General features: G+C 64.7%; 23 protein-coding genes. 15 read left to right on the forward strand and 8 right to left on the reverse strand.

Going from position 1 to position 22,149, the window contains the following annotated elements:
- Window positions 1-166: 166 nt before the first annotated feature.
- Window positions 167-1,882: a bifunctional isocitrate dehydrogenase kinase/phosphatase gene (gene aceK / locus LU671_RS25075; RefSeq protein WP_232857273.1), complete on the forward strand. Its 1,716-nt coding sequence runs from the start codon at window positions 167-169 to the stop codon at window positions 1,880-1,882.
- Between the two features lie 170 nt (window positions 1,883-2,052).
- On the opposite strand, the gene LU671_RS25080 is transcribed toward aceK, so the two are convergent.
- Window positions 2,053-2,913 carry a DUF6279 family lipoprotein gene (locus LU671_RS25080; RefSeq protein WP_203651372.1) on the reverse strand — a complete coding sequence of 287 codons (861 nt, stop codon included), beginning with the start codon at window positions 2,911-2,913 and terminating at the stop codon, window positions 2,053-2,055.
- Between the two features lie 130 nt (window positions 2,914-3,043).
- On the opposite strand from LU671_RS25080, the gene LU671_RS25085 reads away from it, so the two are divergent.
- Window positions 3,044-3,880, forward strand: coding sequence for a CvfB family protein (locus LU671_RS25085; RefSeq protein WP_110739178.1), 837 nt, complete (start codon window positions 3,044-3,046; stop codon window positions 3,878-3,880).
- On the opposite strand, the gene LU671_RS25090 is transcribed toward LU671_RS25085, so the two are convergent.
- Complete coding sequence (locus LU671_RS25090; RefSeq protein WP_050706820.1) at window positions 3,881-4,261, reverse strand: hypothetical protein; 381 nt, start codon at window positions 4,259-4,261, stop codon at window positions 3,881-3,883.
- A gap of 212 nt (window positions 4,262-4,473) precedes the next feature.
- Here LU671_RS25090 and LU671_RS25095 point away from each other — a divergent pair, with 212 nt between their 5' ends.
- From LU671_RS25095 to def, 3 genes are all read left to right on the forward strand, one after another.
- Entirely contained in the window at window positions 4,474-4,653 is a 180-nt protein-coding gene (locus LU671_RS25095) for a CsbD family protein (protein ID WP_050706819.1), read from the forward strand.
- 165 nt (window positions 4,654-4,818) lie between these two features.
- Entirely contained in the window at window positions 4,819-5,775 is a 957-nt protein-coding gene (locus LU671_RS25100) for a YihY/virulence factor BrkB family protein (protein WP_232857274.1), read from the forward strand.
- Window positions 5,775-6,311, forward strand: coding sequence for a peptide deformylase (gene def / locus LU671_RS25105; RefSeq protein WP_186733041.1), 537 nt, complete (start codon window positions 5,775-5,777; stop codon window positions 6,309-6,311). The genes LU671_RS25100 and def overlap by 1 nt, the downstream gene beginning before the upstream one ends.
- Here def and LU671_RS25110 read toward each other — a convergent pair.
- Window positions 6,266-6,715 (reverse strand): GNAT family N-acetyltransferase, encoded by a 450-nt coding sequence (locus LU671_RS25110; RefSeq protein WP_232857276.1) that lies wholly within the window; start codon window positions 6,713-6,715, stop codon window positions 6,266-6,268. The two genes, def and LU671_RS25110, sit on opposite strands and share 46 nt — an antisense overlap.
- Window positions 6,716-7,047: 332 nt before the next feature.
- On the opposite strand from LU671_RS25110, the gene LU671_RS25115 reads away from it, so the two are divergent.
- Window positions 7,048-7,305, forward strand: a complete 258-nt coding sequence (locus LU671_RS25115; protein WP_028693053.1) for a DUF2790 domain-containing protein — start codon at window positions 7,048-7,050, stop codon at window positions 7,303-7,305.
- A gap of 125 nt (window positions 7,306-7,430) precedes the next feature.
- Here LU671_RS25115 and LU671_RS25120 read toward each other — a convergent pair whose 3' ends face one another.
- The gene (locus tag LU671_RS25120; protein ID WP_232857277.1) at window positions 7,431-8,792 is read right to left on the reverse strand and encodes an aminotransferase-like domain-containing protein; all 1,362 of its coding nucleotides are present in this window, start codon (window positions 8,790-8,792) and stop codon (window positions 7,431-7,433) included.
- A gap of 75 nt (window positions 8,793-8,867) precedes the next feature.
- Here LU671_RS25120 and LU671_RS25125 point away from each other — a divergent pair, with 75 nt between their 5' ends.
- The 7 genes from LU671_RS25125 (at window position 8,868) to LU671_RS25155 (ending at window position 13,493) form a co-directional block, all read left to right on the forward strand.
- Window positions 8,868-9,821 carry a threonine dehydratase gene (locus tag LU671_RS25125; RefSeq protein WP_232857279.1) on the forward strand — a complete coding sequence of 318 codons (954 nt, stop codon included), beginning with the start codon at window positions 8,868-8,870 and terminating at the stop codon, window positions 9,819-9,821.
- Between the two features lie 91 nt (window positions 9,822-9,912).
- Window positions 9,913-10,110, forward strand: coding sequence for a hypothetical protein (locus LU671_RS25130; protein WP_232857280.1), 198 nt, complete (start codon window positions 9,913-9,915; stop codon window positions 10,108-10,110).
- A 77-nt stretch (window positions 10,111-10,187) separates the two neighbouring features.
- The gene (locus LU671_RS25135) at window positions 10,188-10,829 is read left to right on the forward strand and encodes a LysE family translocator (RefSeq protein ID WP_232857281.1); all 642 of its coding nucleotides are present in this window, start codon (window positions 10,188-10,190) and stop codon (window positions 10,827-10,829) included.
- Between the two features lie 24 nt (window positions 10,830-10,853).
- A complete protein-coding gene (gene aac(6') / locus LU671_RS25140; RefSeq protein WP_232857282.1) occupies window positions 10,854-11,306 on the forward strand; it encodes an aminoglycoside 6'-N-acetyltransferase in 453 nt (150 codons plus the stop codon).
- A gap of 94 nt (window positions 11,307-11,400) precedes the next feature.
- Window positions 11,401-11,826 (forward strand): YybH family protein, encoded by a 426-nt coding sequence (locus LU671_RS25145; RefSeq protein WP_232857283.1) that lies wholly within the window; start codon window positions 11,401-11,403, stop codon window positions 11,824-11,826.
- Window positions 11,827-11,868: 42 nt separating this feature from the next.
- On the forward strand, window positions 11,869-12,213 hold the full coding sequence (locus LU671_RS25150) for a YciI family protein (protein ID WP_203651392.1): 345 nt from the start codon (window positions 11,869-11,871) through the stop codon (window positions 12,211-12,213).
- 41 nt (window positions 12,214-12,254) lie between these two features.
- Entirely contained in the window at window positions 12,255-13,493 is a 1,239-nt protein-coding gene (locus LU671_RS25155; protein ID WP_232857284.1) for an RNA polymerase sigma factor, read from the forward strand.
- A 150-nt stretch (window positions 13,494-13,643) separates the two neighbouring features.
- Here the strand turns inward: LU671_RS25155 and LU671_RS25160 are convergent, their stop codons facing one another.
- Together LU671_RS25160 and LU671_RS25165 are read right to left on the reverse strand one after the other, a co-directional pair.
- Window positions 13,644-14,114 carry a MaoC family dehydratase gene (locus LU671_RS25160; protein ID WP_062574831.1) on the reverse strand — a complete coding sequence of 157 codons (471 nt, stop codon included), beginning with the start codon at window positions 14,112-14,114 and terminating at the stop codon, window positions 13,644-13,646.
- Window positions 14,115-14,149: 35 nt separating this feature from the next.
- Window positions 14,150-15,094 (reverse strand): alpha/beta hydrolase, encoded by a 945-nt coding sequence (locus tag LU671_RS25165; RefSeq protein WP_232857285.1) that lies wholly within the window; start codon window positions 15,092-15,094, stop codon window positions 14,150-14,152.
- Between the two features lie 201 nt (window positions 15,095-15,295).
- Between LU671_RS25165 and fadD2 the strand changes: the two genes are divergently transcribed.
- Together fadD2 and fadD1 are read left to right on the forward strand one after the other, a co-directional pair.
- Window positions 15,296-16,984 (forward strand): long-chain-fatty-acid--CoA ligase FadD2, encoded by a 1,689-nt coding sequence (gene fadD2 / locus LU671_RS25170; protein WP_203651398.1) that lies wholly within the window; start codon window positions 15,296-15,298, stop codon window positions 16,982-16,984.
- 298 nt (window positions 16,985-17,282) lie between these two features.
- On the forward strand, window positions 17,283-18,980 hold the full coding sequence (gene fadD1, locus LU671_RS25175; RefSeq protein ID WP_028693064.1) for a long-chain-fatty-acid--CoA ligase FadD1: 1,698 nt from the start codon (window positions 17,283-17,285) through the stop codon (window positions 18,978-18,980).
- 162 nt (window positions 18,981-19,142) lie between these two features.
- Here the strand turns inward: fadD1 and LU671_RS25180 are convergent, their stop codons facing one another.
- The gene (locus LU671_RS25180; RefSeq protein WP_232857286.1) at window positions 19,143-20,450 is read right to left on the reverse strand and encodes an NAD(P)/FAD-dependent oxidoreductase; all 1,308 of its coding nucleotides are present in this window, start codon (window positions 20,448-20,450) and stop codon (window positions 19,143-19,145) included.
- Window positions 20,451-20,479: 29 nt separating this feature from the next.
- Window positions 20,480-21,844: a glutamine synthetase family protein gene (locus LU671_RS25185; protein WP_232857287.1), complete on the reverse strand. Its 1,365-nt coding sequence runs from the start codon at window positions 21,842-21,844 to the stop codon at window positions 20,480-20,482.
- Window positions 21,845-22,149 lie beyond the last annotated feature (305 nt).

Consider the following 22,149-nt stretch of genomic DNA (forward strand, 5'->3'; position numbering starts at 1 on the left):
GCGAGTGTACGTCAGTGGGCAAGCGGGATTCTTGTGCTTTCTTGCTGTGTAAGCCGTATCGCGGGGCAAGCCCGCTCCCACGCCACCCGCGATAAGGCCCACACGGCCTGCGAGCCGCTTACGGACGACTAAGCTATCTAACTCAACTTGCCATGAGGTCCCGCGCATGACCCAACCCTGGCCCGCCGCCGACATCGCCCGGATGATCCTCGATGGCTTCGACGACTACCGCGAGCATTTTCGCCGCATCACCCTCGGTGCCCGCGAGCGTTTCGAGCAGGCGCGCTGGCAGGACATCCAGCGTGCCGCGGCGGCGCGGATCAACCTCTATGAAGAGAAGGTCGCCGAGGTCAACGGCTGGCTGCGCCAAGGCTTCGAGACCTCCCAACTGCTGGACGTCGAGCAGTGGCCATTGGTGAAGAACGCCTACATCCGCCTGATCGACCCGCGGCTGGACGATGAGCTGTCCGAGACCTGGTACAACTCGCTGTTCTGCAGCCTGTTCAGCCATGACCAGATCAGCGACGGCTGCATGTTCATCCACACCACTCGCCCGTCCATGCGCGGCCACGAGCGCGCGGCGCAGACCCGCACCTATGCGCTGGACGGTGGACTGAAGGGGCTGTTGCGGGCAATCTTCGCCGATTACCGCTTCAACGTGCCCTACGGGGACCTGGAGGGCGACCTGTCGCGGTTGCAGGACCAGCTACGTGAATGCCTGCCCGACTGGGTGTGCAAGGACCCGGCGCTGGCAGTGGAGCTGTTCACCCCGGTGCTCTACCGCAACAAGGGCGCCTACCTGGTCGGGCGCCTGTACACCCCCGACGAGCAGTGGCCGCTGGTGATCCCGCTGCTGCACCGCGAAGGCCATGGCATCGAGGCCGATACGCTGATCACCGATGAGGCGGAGGTGTCGATCATCTTCTCCTTCACCCGTTCGTACTTCATGGTCGATGTGCCGGTGCCGGCGGAGTTCGTCAACTTCCTCAAGCGCATCCTGCCGGGCAAGCACATCGCCGAGCTGTACACCTCGATCGGCTTCTACAAACACGGCAAGTCGGAGTTCTACCGCGCACTGATCAACCACCTGGCCAGCAGCGACGACCGCTTCATCATGGCGCCGGGGGTGCGCGGGATGGTGATGAGCGTGTTCACCCTGCCGGGCTTCAACACGGTGTTCAAGATCATCAAGGACCGTTTCTCGCCGTCCAAGACTGTTGATCGCGCCACGGTGATTGAGAAATATCGCCTGGTGAAGAGCGTGGATCGCGTCGGACGCATGGCCGACACCCAGGAGTTCGCCGATTTTCGCTTCCCCCGCGCCAAGTTCGACCCCGACTGCCTTGCCGAGCTGCTGGAAGTGGCGCCCTCCACCGTGGCGCTGGAGGGTGACACGGTACTCATCCGTCACTGCTGGACCGAGCGACGCATGACCCCGCTCAATCTCTACCTTGAACAGGCCAGCGAAGCCCAGGTGCTGGAAGCGCTGGAGGACTACGGGCTGGCGATCAAGCAGCTGGCGGCGGCCAACATCTTCCCTGGTGACATGCTGCTGAAGAACTTCGGCGTTACTCGCCATGGCCGGGTGGTGTTCTACGATTACGACGAGATCAGCTACCTCACCGAGGTCAACTTCCGCCATATCCCGCCGCCGCGCTACCCCGAGGACGAGATGTCGGGCGAACCGTGGTACTCGATCGGGCCGCACGACGTGTTCCCCGAGGAGTTTCCGCCGTTCCTGTTCGCCGATATCGGCCAGCGCCGCTTGTTCAGCCGACTGCATGGCGAGTTGTATGACGCCGATTACTGGAAAGGGCTGCAGGAGGCGATCCGCGCGGGGAAGGTGATCGATGTTTTTCCGTATCGGCGCAAGGGGCGCTGAATGGCGCCCAAACATGTAACCCTGTAGGAGCGGCCTTGTGCCGCGAAAGGGCCGCAACGCGGCCCCGGCATTTTCGCTGCGAAGCTGAAATCCTGGGGCTGCTTTGCAGCCCTTTCGCGGCACAAGGCCGCTCCTACATGGGGGGTATGGCTTGAGCAGCCCAGCTAACTTCAACCTCTCAGGCACTTGAGCTCACTGAAATCCGCCCGCACCTTGCCCAGGCGCTGCTGCAGGAACTGCTTCTGCGCAAGGCTGCTTTGCTTCATCAAGTCGACCAGCAGGCTGCGCGCCTGCTGTTCACTGTTCTCATAGGCCTGGCGGTACTCCGCCGTCCACAAACTTTCCTTGCGCTGCAGCAGTTGCGCCAGGCGCGGTTCGAAGCCGGGCGTGGCGCGCTGGTCCATTGCCAGCACCAGCTGCTGCTGCCAGTGCGCGCGATTGGCGATCGACTGGCGGTTCTGGTCGCCCAGGGCCTGGGACCAGCTCATCACCCGCAAGCGTTGCTGGGCGCTGAGTTCACCCAGCCAGGGTTCCAGGCGCTTCTGCATGCGTGCGGCGCGTTGTTCGATCTGTTTGGGCAGCGGGGTTTCGTCGTAGGTTTTGCGGCGCTTGTCGATGTCGGCGCGAAACGCCAGGCGCATCTCGGCGACCTGGGTGTCGCTCATCCCGCGCAGCAGTTCGGTGGCCGAGGGGGTGATCGCCGTGGCCACCCGGCCGATGGCCTGGCGGGCTTCGAGGGTGCGTTGCTCCAGGGCCTGGTCGGTGACTGCGTCTTCGGCCACCATCAGCCGCACCCGGTCGAGCCAGTCGAGGTAGCCGGGCAGCTGCGTCTTGCAGTGCCAGGCCAGTTGTTCTCTGAGCCGTTCGTCGAGCAGCTGTTTCTGCTCGCGGTTCATGTCCAGGTAGTCGTCCAGCGACCAGGGCACCAGGCGGTCAAGGTTGCGGTAGGCCAGGTCGATGCGGCTGCAGGCCACAAGGGCCAGGGCGAAGCCAATGACGAGCAGCAGGGTTTGGGGCAGGCGTCGGGGCATGAGCGAATCCTTGCACAGGCTGGCCAGGCGGTGGACGCAAGGTGGGCCCGAGGGTTCCGGCGCATGCGCGCTCGGGCGGACGGGCGGGTCAAGTGTTAGAATAGCCGCCTTGTCTTGAGGATCTTCGGAAATGGCTCTGCTTGGGCGTTACAACAGTTTGCAAATCGTGAAACACGTGGAATTCGGCCTGTACCTGGACGGCGGTGCCGACGGCGAGATCCTCCTGCCACGGCGCTACTTCCCCAAGGATGCCGAACTCGAGCTGGACGACTGGCTCAACGTGTTCATCTACCTCGACAGCGAGGACCAGCTGATCGCCACCACCGAGAAGCCGAAGATGCAGGTGGGCGAGTTCGCCAGCCTCAAGGTCAAGGACATCAACGGCGCGGGCATCTTCCTCGACTGGGGCCTGTCCAAGGACCTGCTGATGCCCTACTCGGAAGAGTCCCGGCCACTGAAGATCGGTGACTACTGCGTGGTCCACGCCTACCTGGACAAACGCACCCGGCGCATCACCGCCACCGCCAAGCTGGACCGTTACCTGGACCGCACCCCGGTGGACTACCAGGTCGGCCAGCCGGTCGAGCTGCTGGTGGCCGGCGAGACGCCGATGGGCTTCAAGGCAATCATCAACAACCGCCACTGGGGCCTGATCCACAAGAACGAAGTGTTCAAGTTCCTGCGTTCGGGCATGCACGAGAAGGGCTTCATCAAGGAAGTGCGCGCCGATGGCAAGATCGCCCTGAGCCTGCAGCCGGTGGGCCAGGCCCTGGCCGACGGCTTGTCCGAGCAGATCATGCAGCGCCTTGAAGCCAATGGCGGCGTGCTGGCGGTGTGCGACAAGAGCGATCCGGCGCTGATCAGCCAGATGTTCAATGTCAGCAAGGGCAACTTCAAGAAAGCTATCGGCGCACTGTTCAAGCAGGGCCGGATCGTCATCCATGACGATCGCATCGAGCGGGCCTGATCAGGCCTGCACGAAGGTGCTGAAGTCCAGCTGCTCGCCACCCGGGCGGCTGTCGCGCAGCAGCGAGTCGCGGTCGGCGCTCAGGGCCAGGCTGATGGTCGAGCGGCGTTTACCGGCGTTGCGCACTTCCATCTGCTCCTGGTGAGCGCGCAGGAAGTTGGTCGGTACCTTCAGGTGCTGCAGTTCATCGGTTTCCGGGGTGTGCAGCAGCAGGTTGACCCAGTCTGGCTGGCCTTTGCGCAGCAGCGCCACGGGCACCTCGAACCACCACAGGTTGCGCTTCTTGTCGAGGATGGCGAACAGGGTGTTGTCGCGGTTGAGCACCGGCCGGGTCAGTGCTTCGTTGCGGCGAGCGATGGCGGTGGGTTTGTCGAGTTTCATGCAGGTTCCTGCGGGTTGACGCTAGATTGGCCTGATATTGTGCGGGTGGGCTCATCGCGGGGCAAGTCGCATCGGCACGCCGCCGCTCCCACGGGGAAAACGCGAGGCCGTTGGGCTGGGACCAGGCAAACTAATTGAAACTCCTGCGAGCGGCCGTGGGTCGATCAGGTGTCGACACGATTTCCCGTGTCTTTCCGGCAAGGAGACATCCCATGAGCGGCACCAAGGATAAAGCGAAAGGCCTGGCCAACGAGGCCGTGGGCAACATCAAGCAGGGCGTCGGCAAGGTGACCGACAACGACAGGCTGCGCGCCGAGGGCAAGGCCCAGGAGTTGAAGGGCGAGGCGCAGCAGGCCGTGGGCAAGGTCAAGGATGCCGTGAAGAAACCTTGATCGCAGTGGCATAGTCGCGGGGCAGTGCGCTCTCACGCGGTGGGAGTGGGCTTGCCCCGCGATTGCTTTGTGCGTTCGGCAACGCGCCAGCGAACAGCACGCTCGCCGCCTGGTCTATTAGACTTGTTGCATTGCCACCCCGATCAAGCGGCGAAAGGAGACGCTATGATTTTCCCCGACCTGCGCGGCCTGCCCCTGCACCGCGTGCTGGTGCGCACCGTCAAGGAGTTCCTCGACGACGAGATGTCCACCTATGCCTCCGCGCTGGCCTACCAGATGCTGTTCTCGCTGTTTCCGTTCCTGCTGTTCCTGATTGCCCTGATCGGTTTCCTGCACCTGCCGGACTTCTTCTCCTGGCTGCGCCTGCAGTCCGAGCTGGTGCTGCCGCCCCAGGCCCTGGAGCAGGTCAACCCGGTGATCGACCAGTTGCAGCAGTCCAAGGGCGGACTGCTGTCGGTGGGTATCGTGATCGCCTTGTGGACCGCCTCGGCCGGCGTGCGCTTGATGATGAGCGCGATGAACGCCGCCTACGACGTGCCTGAAGGGCGACCGGTGTGGAAGCGTATCCCGCTGTCGATCATCTATACCGTCGGGGTCGCCGGCATGCTCCTGGCGGCCGCCGCGCTGATGGTGCTGGGGCCGCAGGTCATGGAGTGGATCGCCTCCCAGGTGGGTCTGGAAGAGGCGGTGGTGGTCGTCTGGACCATCCTGCGCTGGCCGGCGATCATCATCCTGATGATGGTGGCGGTGGCGCTGATCTACTACGTGATGCCCGATGTGAAGCAGAAATTCCGCTTCATCACCCCGGGCTCGGTGCTGGCGGTAGTGGTGTGGATCGTCGCGTCGCTGGGTTTTGCCTACTACGTGAAGACCTTCGCCGACTACAACGCCATGTATGGCAGTATCGGGGCGATTATCGTGCTGCTGCTGTATTTCTACATCTCCGCCGCCGTGCTGCTGCTGGGGGCCGAGATGAACGCGGTGATCGAGCACATGTCCGCTGAGGGCAAGAACCCCGGCGAAAAGGAGTTCGCCCAGGACAATCCGCAACAGAGCATCACCGTGCTCGGGCATGAGCACCCGGTGACACCCGAACCCCAGACCCGCGAGCCGAATACCTGATGATCCGCGACATTCTCAAGATGGGCGACGAACGCCTGCTGCGCATCGCCCCGCCGGTGCCGGAGCATATGCTCGGCAGCCCCGAGCTCAAGCAACTGATCGACGACATGTTCGAGACCATGGCCCATGTCGGTGGGGTAGGCCTGGCCGCGCCGCAGATCGGCATCGACCTGCAACTGGTGATCTTCGGCTTCGAGCGCAGCGAGCGCTACCCGGACGCCGAGCCGGTGCCGCGGACCATCCTGCTCAACCCGGTGATCACGCCGCTGGCCACGGAAGTCGAGGACGGCTGGGAAGGCTGCCTGTCGGTGCCGGGCCTGCGCGGCGTGGTGCCGCGCTACAAGCACATCAGCTATTCGGGCATCGACCCCCAGGGCAACCCGATCAACCGCTTTGCCGATGGCTTTCATGCGCGGGTGGTGCAGCATGAGTGCGATCACCTGATCGGCCGGTTGTACCCCTCACGCATCCAGGACTTCAGCAAGTTCGGCTACACCGACGTGCTGTTCCCCGGGCTCGATGTGGCCGACGACTGATCCCGTACCAGCGCCACCAGGGGCTTGCTGCGCTGGTAACGGGCCAGGCGCGAGGCCAGGGCTTCGGGCAGTGTGGTGGCGGGCGTGAAGGCCAGGCGCTGGTAGAAGGGCGTCAGGTCCGGATGGCAGAACAGCCAGGTCGCGCAGGTGCTGTCGGCCAGCGCGGCCTCCAGCAACTGTGAAGCGATCTTCTGGCCACGCCATTGTGGGGCGACGAACAGGCCGGTCAGCCAGTAGCCGCCGTCTACGGGTGTCAGGTTCATTCCGCCGACGATTCCACCGCTGCGCGCGACCCACTGCTCGCCATCACCGGCGGCGCGCATGCGCGAGCCGTGCTGGCGATAGAACTGCTCCAGCAGGCGGCGCTGGATAGGGGGCAGAAGGGTGCAGGTCAGGGGCGGCATGCGTGGCTCACGCTGTAGGGCTCATCGCGGGGCAAGCCCGCTCCCACAAGGTCGCATACAGCCTGTAGGAGCGGGCTTGTCCCGCGACAGGGCCCGTGCAGGAAAAATGACGGTTCTTTGTCGCAGATTGTTGCAAATCCGGCAAGGGTGAATAACCGACCCAGGGGTTCAACTATTCTGACTGCGGAGTAGACTTTCACTCATCCCCCCGGCAGTACGATAAAGCGGGATCGGTACTTCGTGTCATCTTCGCAGTCGATGACAACTTCTCCGCGCCATTGACGGCATCAGAAGTCACGCGATCAGCTTGATAGCCATCAAGGTCGTTATCCATGAAAGCCTTACTGATTCTTGCATTGGTCGGTATGTCCTCGCTCGCCTTCGCGGACCAGGTCAAGACCGCAGACACCCAACCCGTGGTCGAGCAGTACGACTATTCCACCAACCTCGACATCAAGCGCGTGATCAGCCTGTCGACGATCCCCAACGTCTGTGAAGTGGTGCCCGCCACCATGACCTACGAGGACCATCAGGGACAGGTGCACACCCTTCAGTACCGTGCCCTGGGCGAGGGCTGCCGCCTGAACTGAGCCGCGCACAATCCCTGTAGGAGCGGCCTTGTGCCGCGAAAGGGCCGCAAAGCGGCCCCGCGATCTTTGCGCCAACACTGAAATCTGGGGCTGCTGCGCAGCCCTTTCGCGGCACAAGGCCGCTCCTACAGGGGCAGGTGTAAATCCCGGACGAGCTCCAGCCCCTGCTTCAACTGCGCGCGGCTGTGCGCCGCCGACAGGCTGACCCGCACCGCCCGCACACGCTCAGTGCCCACCGCGAACACGCTGGCCGGCACGATCTCCACCCCTTGCGCACGACATCGGGCAACCAGCACCTCGGCCTCCCCAGGCGTGTCCAGCCAGGCATGGGGCGCAGGCACGCTGTCCACCGGCAGTGCATTACCCAGCAACGCCCGCGCCAGGCGCCAGCGCTCGGCCAGCTCCTCCCGCTGCCAGGCCAGGCGCCGTGCGGCGGTCCCGTCCGAAATCCATTGGCAAGCGATGTGCAGGTTCAATGGCGACACCGACCAGTGGGTGGCCTGGGCATAGGGGTCGATCTGCTCCAGCAACGCTGGCCGGGCCACGATCCAGCCCAGGCGCAGGCCGGCGGCCACGGTCTTGGACAAGCTGCTGATCAGCACGCCGCGGCCTTCGAGCAAAGGGTAGAGTGGCGGCCGGTCGGTCAAGGCGCCGTACACGTCATCCTCGATCACCAGCAAGTCGTGGCGCCTGGCGACTGCCGCCAGCGCCTGGCGCCGGGCCTCGCCCATGCAGGCCCCGGTCGGGTTGTGCAGGGTCGGGGTGGTCACCAGTACCCGCGCGCCACTGGCCCGCACGACGCGGTCCAGTTCGTCCGGGCGCAAACCCTGTTCATCCAGAGCCACCCCCTGCACCGGCAGGCGCAGCTGTCGACAGGCCGCCTTGATGCCCGGGGCGGTCAACGCTTCGACCATCACCGGCTCGCCTGCCTGGCACAGTGACTGCAGCACCAGGATCAAGGCCTGTTGGGCGCCACCGCAGAGCAGCACCTCCTCGGGTCTCAGGTCCAGGCCGCGATTGGCCAGCCAGCGGGCGCCCTGGATCCGCCCCAGTAGCAATTGCTCCGGCCCCAGGTAATGGTCGAGCAGGGTGGTTTCACCCTGTTCGAGCAGTCTGCGCAGGCTGTGTTCGAGGTCAAGATTGTGCGGATCGGCCACTGGCACGTTGGTCGACAGGTCGATCACCGGGTGCTGGCGGTCGGGCTGCTTGAGGCGGAATAGTGTCGCCTCCTTGCTGCTGGCCAGCACGTAGGTGCCGCGCCCCACTTCACCGGACACCAGGTGCCGCGCCGCAGCCTCGCGGTACGCCTGTTGCGTGGTGCTTGGGTTCAGGCCCAGCGTCCAGGCCAGGCGACGCTGGGGCGGCAGGCGTTCGCCGGCTTTCAGCTCGCCCTGTTCGATGGCGCCGGCAATGGCTTCGACCAGCGCCAGGTAGCGCGGCTGGTCGTTGTCTGGCAGGGAGGGAATCCACACGAAATTGCTACCCATGCAATATATGTTTGGACCCATACAATGACCGGCGCTTAGGATCGGATCAAGCCCTACCGATGAAGGAAGATCGCCATGTTCGACTTGCCCGCCCTGCGTGAAGCCGCCGACTTTGTTCACCAGCACGTTCCGCCGACCCCGCAGCATGCCTGGCCGCTGCTGGCCGAGCGGCTAGGTTGCCAGCTCTGGGTCAAGCATGAGAATCATGCCCCCACCGGTGCCTTCAAGGTGCGTGGTGGGCTGGTCTACGTGCGTTCCCTGCAGGCCGCTGGCGAAGTCCCCCGCGGGCTGGTCACCGCCACCCGCGGCAACCATGGCCAGAGCATGGCCCTGGCGGCGCGCCAGGCGGGCTTGCCGCTGGTGATCGTGGTGCCTGAAGGCAACTCGCGCGAGAAGAACGCCGCCATGCGCGCCCTGGGCGCGGAACTGGTGGAGCACGGCGTGGACTTCGACGTTGCCCGTGAAGAGGCGGCGCGCCTGGCCGAGGACCGCGGCTACCAGATGGTCCCATCGTTCCACCCGGAGCTGGTGCGCGGCGTGGCCACCTATGCGCTGGAGCTGTTCGAGGCGGTGGCCGACCTCGATTGCGTGTATGTGCCGATTGGCATGGGCTCGGGCATCTGCGGGCTGATCCAGGCGCGCAACCTGCTGGGGTTGGACACCGAGATTGTCGGTGTGGTCTCCAGTGCTGCGGATGCCTATGCCCAGAGCTTCGAGCAGGGTCGCATCGTCACCACCGCCAGCGCCAACACCTTCGCCGACGGCATGGCCTGCCGCGTGCCGCACCCCGACGCCTTCGCCCTGGTGCGCGAGCATGCCGCACGCATCGTGCGAGTGAGCGACGACGAGATCGCCGAGGCCATGCGGCTCTACCACGAGACCACCCACAACACCGCCGAGGGTGCCGGTGCCGCTGCCCTGGCCGCATTGGTGCAGGAACATGGACGTCAGGCCGGCAAGCGTGTGGCGGTGGTGCTCAGTGGCGCCAATGTGGATCGTGGGCGTTATGCGCAGGTGTTGGCGGGGTGATGAAAAATTCTGAATGAATGTCGAGGCAGAAGAGCTTCCCCGGTCTTGGTAGCATTTTTGTCTACCTGCGAGGCATTTCTGGGGATCGACGATGAATCACATTCACTACAGGGGCTACGAGGCCAGTGTCGAATACGATGCGCATGACCAGATCTTCGTCGGACGTGTACTTGGCATGATCGGTATCATCAGTTTTCACGCCAGCACTCTGCATGGGTTGCACGAAGCGTTTCAACAAGCCGTGGAAGACTATGTTTCCGACTGCACAGGCCAGTCGGAATCTGTCTGAGCGAGTGAACTTTCTTTCTGTACGGCAAGCGCACCCTCGGGTTCAATGTGCACCCCTGATTACGTCCAGAGTGCGCCATGCCTTTCTCCAACGGTTTTCTCCTCAGCCTTTCCCTGTGCCTGGACATCGGCATGGCCAATATCGCCATGATCACCCTGGCCATGCAGCGCGGCTTTCTCCAAGGGTTCTGGCTGGGACTGGGTACCTGCGTCGGCGACCTGGTCTATGCAATTGCTGCTCTGGCCGGGATGACCGTGCTGTTGCAGTTCGAAAGCGTGCGCTGGGCCCTGTGGCTGGGCGGTTCGGCACTGCTGGTGTGGTTTGCCGTGAAGATGCTGCTGGCGGCCTGGCGCGGCGGGCACCTGGAGTCGCGGGGCGAAGTGGTGGTGGAGTCTGGCTGGCGCGAGTTCCTGCGCGGGATCTTCCTGGCCATGTCCTCGCCCAGCGCGATCCTCTGGTTCGCGGCGGTGGGTGGGGTGCTGATCTCCAGGTCTGGTGGCGGCAGCCTGCTCGACGCGGGTCTGTTCCTCGGGGGCTTCTTCGCCGCCGGGTTGGTCTGGTGCGTGTCGCTCTGCGCCATCGCCAGCCATGGTGGGCGCTTGCTCGGTGATCGGCTGCTGACGTGGTCCTACCTGCTGTCGGCGGCCATTTTCTGTTATTTCGCGGTGTATGTGATTCTCTCCGGTTATCGTGAGTTCATCTTGTCTACACCCGTTTGAGTCATGGAGTTCCCAGAAGTGGCAATGATCCAACCCTGCACTGACCCGGGCAGCCCGGCCTGGCTGCACTTGCGCAGCGCCTTGTGGCCCGACAGTGCGGCGACTGACCACCTGGCGGAAATGGCCGATATCGCCGGCCGCCCCGCAACCTTCGTGGCCCTGCTGGCGTATGACGAGCAGGGCAGGGCGCAAGGGCTGGCCGAGGCGTCGGTGCGTCATGACTATGTCAATGGCAGCAATACTTCGCCGGTGGCGTACCTCGAAGGCGTCTTTGTTGAACAGGCCTCGCGCGGCCAGGGCGTCGCCCGCCAGCTGATCGCGGCTGTCGAACGGTGGGCCGATGGCAAAGGTTGCCGCGAACTGGCCTCGGACGCCGCGCTGGACAACCTTGGCAGCCAGCGCATGCACGCGGCCCTGGGCTTTGCCGAGACCGAGCGTGTCGTGTACTTCCTCAAGCCAGTCGCGCCCCTCGACTGAAAATTTCCGGGCAGTTGTCGATTTGCCGTTTTCCCGTTCGACCAGTGTTGAAAGCGTCACCACCAACCCTGATGAGTCTTCGGAGGAAACACCGATGAACACTGCAGCCGAGCATGAACTGAAGCAACTGATCGAACAGTGGATGCAAGCCGTGCGCGAGCGTGACGTCGACCGTATCGTCGCCCCCTACGCCGACGACATTGTCGCCTTCGACGCCATCCAGGCCCTGCAATTCAAGGGCAAGGCCGCCTACCGCGCCCACTGGGAAATGTGCATGGGCATGTGCACCGGGCCGATGGTGTTCGAATTGGCGCAGCTGACCGTGCACGCCGACGGCGACCTGGGCCTGGCCCACTGGCTCAACCGCTGTGGCCCGGGCGACGATGAGAGCCAGTGCGGCTTCATGCGCGCCACTGTCGGCTACCGGCGCAGCGGCGGCCAATGGCAGGTCATCCACGAACACTGGTCGGCACCGTTCGACATGGAAACGCAAAAAGCGCTGTTCAACCTCAAACCTTGAACACCCTCGACCGCCTATCGCCACCTTGCCCCGGAGACGATCATGAAATACCTGTGCCTGGTCTATTGTGATGAAGCGCTGTTGCACAGCCTGCCCGACAGCCCCGAGGACGCCGAATGCATGGCCTACGCCGAGTCCATCCAGGGCTCCGGGCGGATGATCGCCGCCGAGGCGCTCAAGCCCGTGCAGACGGCCACCACGGTACGCGTGCGCGCCGGACACATGAGCCTGACCGACGGTCCGTTCGCCGAGACCAAGGAGCAGTTGGCCGGGTTCTACCTGGTCGATGCCCGCGACCTCAATGAAGCGTTGAACATCGCCAGGGGCATTCCGGCGGCGCGGGTCGGCAGCGTCGAGGTGCGTCCGGTGCGTGAGTTGCAACCCTGACCCAATAAGGAGAGCACGATGACCCAGGTATCGCCGGGCTGATGAACAGCGAAGGGCAAATCCGGGATGAAGTGGCGGCGGTCTACCGCCGCGACTCCCGGCGCATCCTGGCCACCCTGATCCGCCTGCTGGGAGACTTCGACCTGGCCGAGGAGGCCCTGCATGACGCCTTCTTCATTGCCGTCGAGCGCTGGCAGCGCGATGGTATCCCGGACAATCCGCGGGCCTGGCTGGTTTCCGCCGGCCGTTTCAAGGCCATCGATGCCTTGCGCCGCCGTGCCCGCTTCGACCGCTCCCAGGCGGACCTGATCATGCTGCTGGAGGGCGAGGCCCAGGACCCGGGCGAGCAGGAGCTGCTGGTCGATGACCGGCTGCGCCTGATCTTCACCTGCTGCCACCCGGCCCTGGCCTTCGATGCACAGGTACCGCTGACGTTGCGCGAGGTCTGCGACCTGACCACCGAGCAGATCGCCCGCGCCTTCCTGCAGAGCCCGGCGACCATCGCCCAGCGTATCGTGCGCGCCAAGGCCAAGATCCGCGATGCGCAGATCCCCTACCAGGTACCGGAGCTGGGCGAGTTGCCGGAGCGGCTGGAGAGTGTGCTGCGGGTGATCTACCTGGTGTTCAACGAGGGATATTCGGCGTCGTCGGGCGAGGATGTGACCACGCGCGCGCTGACCGACGAAGCTATCCGCCTGGGCCGGTTGCTGGCGCAGTTGTTGCCGGATGCCGAAGTGCTGGGGCTGCTGGCGCTGATGCTGTTGCAGGCCTCGCGGCAGAACGCGCGCAGCGATACCGACGGCGAGCTGGTGCTGCTCGACGAACAGGACCGGAGCCTGTGGGACCGGACACAGATAGAGGAGGGCAGCCAGTTGGTGCGCCAGGCACTGAGCAGCCGGGAGTTCGGCCCCTACAGTGTGCAGGCGGCGATTGCCGCGCTGCATGCCGAAGCGCCCAGCGCCGAGGCCACCGACTGGGACGAGATCGTCGGCCTGTACGACGTGCTGCAGCGCCACTGGCCGTCACCGGTGGTGGAGCTGAACCGGGCGGCGGCACTGGCCCGGCGTGATGGCGCGCAGGTCGGGTTGCGGGCGGTCGAAGCAATTCTCGAGCGGGGCGAACTGGGCGACTACCACCTGGCCCATGCCGCACGGGCCGAACTGCATCGGCAACTGGGCAATACCGAACAGGCCCGCGAGGCCTGGCAGCAGGCATTGACGCTGACCCGGCAGGGGCCTGAACGCCGCCATATCGAGCGGCGCTTGCGCGAGCTGGGGTGAGGTCATACCTGTAGGAGCGGCCTCGTGCCGCGAAAGGGCTGCGTAGCAGCCCCGGCGATCTAAGCATGGACGCTGAAATCCAGGGACTGCTGCGCAGCTCTTTCGCGACACAAGGCCGCTCCTACAGTGACCGTGTGTGCCGCTGTACTTTCAGCCGGCAACGAACTCCGGCGGGCTCACCAGCTCGACGGTCTGTTGCTTGCGCGGCGCGAGGATCTCGGCCTCGCCGGCGACCACCAGCTCGTCGTTCTGGTTGTACACGTTGGTGGCGATACGCACCTTGAACTTGGGCAGCTTCTCGAGGATTTCCAGGCGCACGGTCAGCTCGTCGCCGATCTTCACCGGCTTCTGGAAGCTCATCTGCTGGCCCAGGTAGATGGTGCCCGGGCCAGGCAGGGTGCAGGCCACTGCGGCGCTGATCAGCGCGCCGCTGAACATGCCGTGGGCGATGCGTTCCTTGAACATGCTCTTGGCGGCGAACTCGGCATCCAGGTGCACCGGGTTGTGGTCGCCGGACATGGCGGCGAACAGCTGGATGTCGCGTTCTGCCACGGACTTCTTGTATTCAGCTTTCTGGCCGACTTCGAGGGCTTCGTAAGGCGTGTTGGTGACCTGGGTCATCAGGGGCTTCCTTGTGGAACGGACGAGGCTGCCGATCATTCACTGCGGGCAGGGCGGCCAAGGGCCAGCGCCTGCTCCAGCCAGCCGATGATCTCGGCGGTGACCTCGTCGCGATGGGTTTCGTTGAGCACTTCGTGGCGTGCGCCGGGGTAGATGCGCAACTGTACATGACGGTTGCCGGTCGCGCGCAGGGCGTCGGCCAGGTGGGTGAGACGCTTGCCGGCACTCACCGGATCACATTCGCCGCCCAGCACGAAGATCGGCAGGTTTGGATCGATCTGCGCCAGGTTCTTCTTCTGACTGATCTGCGCCAGCCCCTGCAGCAGGTCGAGCCACAGCTGGTTGCTGCAGCGAAAGCCGCACAGCGGATCGGCGATGTACTTGTCCACCTCCGCGGCATCGCGGCTGAGCCAGTCGAAGGCGGTGCGGTTGGGCTTGAACGCCTTGTTGAACGAGCCGAACGACAGCCAGTCGATCAGCGCGCTCTTGCCCAGCGGGCCCTGGCGCCAGGCCTCGACGCGGGCGATCAGGTGCGCCGCGCGGTACAGTGCCACCGGCTGGAAGTTCGAGCCGCTGAGGATCGCGCCCTGCAGGCTGGCGCTGTGGTGCAGCAGGTAGGCCTGGGCGATGTAGCTGCCCATGCTGTGGCCGAACAGGAACAGCGGGGTTCCCGGAAATTGCTGGCCGATGTGCTGGGCCAGCAGGCCCAGGTCGTTGAGCACGGCATTCCAGCCATTTTTCCGGGCGAACAGGCCCAGGCTGCCCAGTTCGGCGGTGCGGCCATGGCCGCGCAGGTCGGGGGCGAGCAGCCCGTAGCCGACGGCGTTGAGCGCATGACCCAGGCGCTGGTAGCGCCCGGCATGCTCGGCCATGCCATGGGCCAGCAGCACCACGGCCTTGACCGGAGTGGCCGGCAGCCATTGGTGGACATAAAGGCTGCAATGCTCGCTGGCGGGGAGCCAGAAGGCGTCGTGGGGCATGGCGGGTCCTTGCGCGCGGAGGTTGCCCAACAGTGTATGCGCAAAGCCATCGATTGCAGGAAGGGCGGAAAAGAGATTCACAATGTTAATGGCGGCACTTGGCGTATTTGCCACCTTCGACAGAGCTGCTAACGTCGGCTGAACACCTTTTTGCCAGCAGGCGATCAGGTCAGGAATGTCCCGGTAGAGGAACAACAATAAATGCAAGCCGATTTCTGGAACGACAAGCGCGCCGCGGGCGTACCTTCCACCATTGACATGAATGTCTACACGTCCGTCGTCGACGTCTTCGAGCGCTGCTGCAAACGCTTCGCCGACCGCCCGGCGTACAGCAACCTCGGGGTCACCCTTAGCTATGCCGACCTCGAGCGTCATTCGGCCGCCTTCGCCGCCTGGCTGCAACAGCACACCGAACTGGTGCCGGGCGACCGCATCGCGGTGCAGATGCCCAATGTCCTGCAATACCCCATTGCGGTGTTCGGCGCCATGCGCGCCGGCCTGATCGTGGTCAACACCAACCCGCTGTACACCGAGCGCGAGATGCGCCATCAGTTCAAGGACTCCGGCGCCCGAGCCCTGGTGTACCTGAACATGTTCGGCAAGCGCGTGCAGGAGGTGCTGCCCGATACCGGCATCGAGTACCTGATCGAGGCGAAGATGGGCGACCTGCTGCCGACGGCCAAGGGCTGGCTGGTCAACACCGTGGTCGACAAGCTGAAGAAGATGGTGCCGGCCTACCAGTTGCCCCAGGCCGTGTCGTTCAAGCAGGTGCTGCGCCAGGGGCGCGGGCTCACTCACAGGCCGGTGGCACAAACCCTGGAGAACATCGCGGTGCTGCAGTACACCGGCGGCACCACCGGGCTGGCCAAGGGCGCCATGCTCACCCACGGCAACCTGGTGGCCAACATGCTCCAGGTGCTGGCCTGCTTCGGTCAGCACGGCCCCGATGGCCAGCCGCTGATCAAGGAAGGGCAGGAGGTGATGATCGCGCCGCTGCCGCTGTACCACATCTATGCCTTCACCGCGAACTGCATGTGCATGATGGTGACCGGCAACCACAACGTACTGATCACCAACCCCCGGGATATTCCCGGTTTCATCAAGGAACTGGGCAAGTGGCGGTTCTCGGCGCTGGTGGGCCTGAACACGCTGTTCGTCGCGCTGATGGACAACCCGGGCTTCAAGTCGCTGGATTTCTCCGCGCTGAAGATCACCAACTCCGGTGGCACCGCGCTGGTCAAGGCCACCGCCGAACGCTGGGAGGCCCTCACCGGTTGTCGCATCGTCGAAGGCTATGGCCTGACCGAAACCTCGCCGGCGGCCAGCACCAATCCTTATGGCCAGCTGGCGCGCCTGGGGACCGTGGGGCTGCCGGTGCCCGGCACGGCGTTCAAGGTGATCGACGATGAAGGCCACGAGCAGCCGCTGGGCGAGCGTGGCGAGTTGTGCATCAAGGGGCCGCAGGTGATGAAGGGTTACTGGCAGCAGGTTGAGGCCACCACCCAGGTCCTGGATGCCGAAGGCTGGCTGAAGACCGGCGATATCGCCGTCATCGATCCGGACGGTTTCACCCGCATCGTCGACCGCAAGAAGGACATGATCATCGTCTCGGGCTTCAACGTGTATCCCAACGAGATCGAGGATGTGGTGATGGGCCATCCGCAGGTGGCCAGCTGCGCGGTGATCGGCGTGCCGGACGAGCGCACCGGCGAGGCGGTGAAGCTGTTCGTGGTGCCGCGTGCGGGTGGGGTGAGCGTCGATGAGCTCAAGGCGTTCTGCAAGACCAACTTCACCGGCTACAAGGTGCCCAAGCACATCGTGTTGCGCGAATCGCTGCCGATGACTCCGGTGGGCAAGATCCTGCGCCGGGAGTTGCGCGATATCGCCTGACGGTGGCTAATCCAATCCTGTGGGATCAGCACAACGCCGTTCCCGCAGGCCCTCTCTAGGGCAGGGCTTTCAGGCGGATTCGCGACATTTTGTATAATTACTCTAAAAATGACCTGTATTGTTCATTGAGTCATTTTTGTGACCTGTCGGCCCATTTCGACCTCTAGGCGACCCCTTGCAAAGCTGTTACTCTCGGCGCGCTTTCAGAGGATCCGGTTTGCAATGAGCCGGCCTCTCATATCAATAATAAGCGCATCGACGCGTACCGAATTCGCTGTTGCTGAAGGAGCGGGCTTCCATGATCGAACATTTTTGGAAGGATAAGTACCCAGCCGGGGTCACGGCGGACATCAATCCTGACGAATTCCCCAATATCCAGGCGGTACTCAAGCAATCCTGCCAACGCTTTGCCGACAAACCTGCCTTTAGCAACCTGGGCAAGACCATCACCTACGGCGAGCTGTACACCCTGTCCGGCGCCTTCGCCGCCTGGCTGCAGCAGCACACCGACCTGAAGCCGGGTGATCGCATCGCGGTCCAGCTGCCCAACGTCCTGCAGTACCCCGTCGCCGTGTTCGGCGCCATGCGCGCCGGCCTGATCGTGGTCAACACCAACCCGCTGTACACCGCGCGGGAGCTGGAGCACCAGTTCAACGATTCCGGGGCCAAGGCCCTGGTGTGCCTGGCCAACATGGCGCACCTGGCGGAAAAGGTAGTGCCCAAGACCCAGGTCAAACATGTCATTGTCACCGAAGTGGCCGACCTGTTGCCACCTCTCAAGCGCCTGTTGATCAACAGCGTCATCAAGTACGTGAAGAAAATGGTGCCGGCCTACCACCTGCCGGGCGCCGTGCGCTTCAACGATGCCCTGGCGCTGGGCAAGGGCGGCGCGGTGACCGAGGCCAACCCGCAGTCCGGCGATGTCGCCGTGCTGCAGTACACCGGCGGTACCACCGGCGTGGCCAAGGGCGCGATGCTTACCCACCGCAACCTGGTCGCCAACATGCTGCAGTGCCGCGCGCTGATGGGTTCGAACCTGCACGAAGGGTGCGAGATCCTCATCACCCCGCTGCCGCTGTACCACATCTACGCCTTCACCTTCCATTGCATGGCCATGATGCTCATCGGCAACCACAACGTGCTGATCAGCAACCCGCGCGACCTGCCGGCCATGGTCAAGGAACTGGGCAAGTGGAAGTTCAGCGGCTTCGTCGGTCTCAACACGCTGTTCGTCGCCCTGTGCAACAACGAAACGTTCCGCAACCTCGACTTCTCGGCGCTGAAGATCACCCTGTCCGGCGGCATGGCCCTGCAACAGAGCGTCGCCGAGCGCTGGAAGACGGTGACCGGCTGCGCCATCTGCGAAGGCTACGGCATGACCGAGACCAGCCCGGTGGCGGCGGTCAACCCGACTTCGGCCAACCAGCTGGGAACCATTGGCATCCCGGTGCCGTCCACCCTGTGCAAGATCATCGACGACAACGGCCAGGAATTGCCCCTGGGCGAGGTGGGCGAGCTGTGCATCAAGGGGCCGCAGGTGATGAAGGGCTACTGGCAGCGTGAAGATGCCACCGCCGAGATCATCGACAGCAATGGCTGGCTGAAGACTGGCGACATCGCCCTGATCCAGCCGGACGGCTATATGCGCATCGTCGACCGCAAGAAGGACATGATCCTGGTGTCCGGCTTCAATGTGTACCCCAACGAGCTCGAAGATGTGCTCGCCGCGCTGCCGGGCGTGCTGCAGTGCGCGGCCATCGGCATCCCGGACGAGAAGTCCGGCGAGGTGATCAAGGTGTTCATCGTGGTCAAGCCGGGCATGACCCTGACCAAGGAGCAGGTGATGGAGCACATGCGCGCCAACGTCACCGGCTACAAGGTGCCCAAGGCCATCGAGTTCCGCGACGCGCTGCCGACCACCAACGTCGGCAAGATCCTGCGCCGCGAGCTGCGCGACGAAGAGCTGAAGAAGCAGGGTCTGAAGAAGATCGCCTGATCCGCAGCGTGCGCGATCGATGTAGGAGCGGCCTTGTGCCGCGAAAGGGGTGCGAAGCACCCCCATCGATTGATGCATTGTCGCTGAAATCCCGGGGCTGCTTTGCAGCCCTTTCGCGGCACAAGGCCGCTCCTACACAGGGAGGTTGCGCAGACTTAAGGTTCAGCGCAGCTTTTCCAGCATCTGGTAATACCACATCCCCGCCGCCAGCAGCGGATTGCCCAGCAGGTCGCCCATCGGCACCTTGATGTGCCTGCACCCGGCAAAGGTATCGAACTTCTCCAGCGTCCCGGTCAGCGCCTCGGCCATGATCTCGCCCATGATGTGGCTGGTGGCGATGCCGTGCCCGGAATACCCCTGGCAGTACCAGACGTTGTCCGACAGCTTGCCCAGCTGCGGGATGCGGTTGACCACGATGCCCATGGCGCAACTCCACTGGAACTCGATCGGCACGCCCTTGAGCGCCGGGAAGGTGCGCTCGATGCACGGGCGCAGCTCGCCTTCGATGTCCCGTGAATCACGCCCGGAGTAGTTGGCGCCGCCGCCGAACAGCAGGCGCTTGTCGGCGGTCAGGCGGTAGTAGTCGAGGACGAAACGGCAGTCGTACACCGCCAGGTCCTGCGGGTTGATCTGCTCGGCCAGCTCGCCCAGCGGCGCGGTGGTGACGATGCCGCCCATGGCTGGGAAGATCTTGCCCTTGAGCTGGCGCTTTTCCAGCTTGTGATACACATCGCCGGCCAGCATCACCTGGCGTGCCTCGATCCGTCCCTGGGCGGTGACCACTGCCGGGCGCGGGCCGTGGAAGATCTCCAGCACCTCGGAGTTTTCGAACACCAGCGCGCCCAGCCCGTGGGCTGCGCGAGCCTCGCCCAGGCACAGGTTGAGCGGGTGCAGGTGCAGGTTGCGGCGGTTCTTCAGCGCGCCAAGGTACAACGGGCTCTGCAGGTGGCGCTGCATGGCGCTGCGGTCGAGCAGTTGCACCTGGTCGCCCATGCCGCGGCGCTGGGCCTCGGCCTCGAAGGCGCGCAGTTCGTTCATGTGCGACGGTTTCATCGCCGCGTGCAGGTGGCCGCGCTTGAGGTCGCACTGGATACCGTAGCGCTCGACGCGCTGCTCGATGATCTGGTGGCCGCGCCAGCGCAGGTGCCAGATGAAATCGTCCACCTCGGCGCCCAGCCGGTCGCGCATCTGCGTGCGCATGGCCTCGTCGCCCGACAGGCTGCCGGTGACCTGGCCGCCGTTGCGCCCGCTGGCGCCCCAGCCGATGCGGTTGGTCTCGACGATGGCCACTTTCAGGCCGCGCTCGGCCAGTTCCACCGCGGTGGCCACGCCGGTGAAGCCGCCGCCGATGATCGCCACGTCGACCTGCACCGTGCCCTTGAGCGTGGGGTATTCGGTGGTGTCGTTGAGGGTGGCGCTGTAATAGGACGGCGCGCGCTGGGCCGGGCCGTTGTTCACTGCTGCGTTCATGCTTGTTCCTTCTTGTAATCTCGTGGGCATCAGGCCTGGTGCAGGTACCAACGCCAGTCCTGCTCGCCGACCTCGGCCATGAACTGGCGGTACTCGGCGCGCTTGACCTTCAGGTAGACGCCGAGGAAGGTTTCGCCCAGCGTCTCCCGGGCCCAGGTCGAACGCTCCAGGGCCTCGAGGGCGGTCAGCCAGTCGGTGGGCAGGTGTTCGGTGGCCTGGGCGTAGCCGTTGCCTTCGACCGGGGCGCCGGGATCGAGTTGTTCACGGATGCCCTGGTGGGTGGCGGCGAGGATCGCGGCGGCGGCCAGGTAGGGGTTGGCGTCGGCGCCACAGATGCGGTGCTCGATATGCCGGCTGGCTGCCGGGCCGCCGGGCACGCGCAGGCTGACGGTGCGGTTGTCCACGCCCCAGGTCGGCGCCAGCGGTGCATAGCTGTTGGCCTGGAAGCGGCGGAACGAGTTGGCGTTGGGACAGAACAGCAGCAGCGATTCGCGCAGGTGACGCAGCATGCCGGCCACCGCCTTGCGCAGCAGCGGGGTGCCCGCCTTGTCCTCGCTGGCGAACAGGTTGTTGCCGGCGGCGTCCGCCAGGCTCAGGTGCATGTGCATGCCGGTGCCGGCCAGCTGGGCGAACGGCTTGGCCATGAAGCAGGCCTGCATGCCATGGGCGTTGGCGATGCCCTTGACCAGGCGCTTGTAGCGCACGGCCTGGTCCATGGCCTGGAGCGCGTCGCCGTGCTCCAGGGTGATCTCCACCTGGCCGGGCGCGTACTCGGAGATAGCCGTGCGGGCCGGGATGCCCTGGGCCTTGCAGGCGGCGTAGAGGTCGGCGAGGAAGGGTTCGATCTGCTCCAACTCACGCAGGCCATACACCTGGGTCCCGCGTGGGCGTCCGCCGTCGCTGTCCAGCGCCGGCTGCGGCCGGCCCTGGGCGTCGCGCTGCTGGTCGAGCAGGTAGAACTCCAGCTCGCAGGCCATCACCGGGTGGAAACCATCGGCCTTGAGTGCGTCGATCACCCGCAGCAGCACATGGCGCGGATCGGCCACGCTGGCCGGCAGGCCTTCGCCGGGGTGCATGCTGACCTGCACGGCGGCGGTCGGCACCCGGCGCCAGGGCAGGCGCACCAGGCTGCCGTCCAGCGGGTAGGCGCGGCAGTCGATGTCACCGACGTCCCAGACCAGGCCGGAGTCTTCGACATCGTCGCCGTTGAGGGTCAGGCCGAGGATGGTGCTGGGCAGCGGGCGGCCGCTTTCGAACACCGCCAGCAGTTCCTCGCGGTGCAGCAGCTTGCCGCGGGGGACGCCGTTGGCGTCGAGGATGAACAGCTCGATCAGGTCGATATCGGGGTTGTCGGCCAGGAAACGCCTGGCTTGCTCTGCGGGGGCAAAGTGCATGGTGGATTCGCTCTGGGGCACACGTGACCGCCGCGCAGGCGAGCGGTCAGGCTGAGTCAATCGGCCAGTGGGGCGGCCGGGTCGGGTCAGGAGTGCGTGAGCGAAGTGTCCGGTGGGCGCGCGTGACGGCAGTGCCACAGCGCCCAGAACGCCAGGATGATATGGACCAGCGGATTTTCACCGGCACGGGCCCGGGCCTTCGGCAGCGAAGGGTGGGGCAGCGGGCGGGCGATCATCGGGTCGGGAAGCATCCCTGGATACTCACATGGCCTGTAAGGTTGATTAAAGCAGTGAATGGCGACGTT

It is taken from the genome of Pseudomonas sp. NMI760_13 (genome assembly GCF_021283245.1).
GTDB lineage: Bacteria > Pseudomonadota > Gammaproteobacteria > Pseudomonadales > Pseudomonadaceae > Aquipseudomonas > Aquipseudomonas peradeniyensis.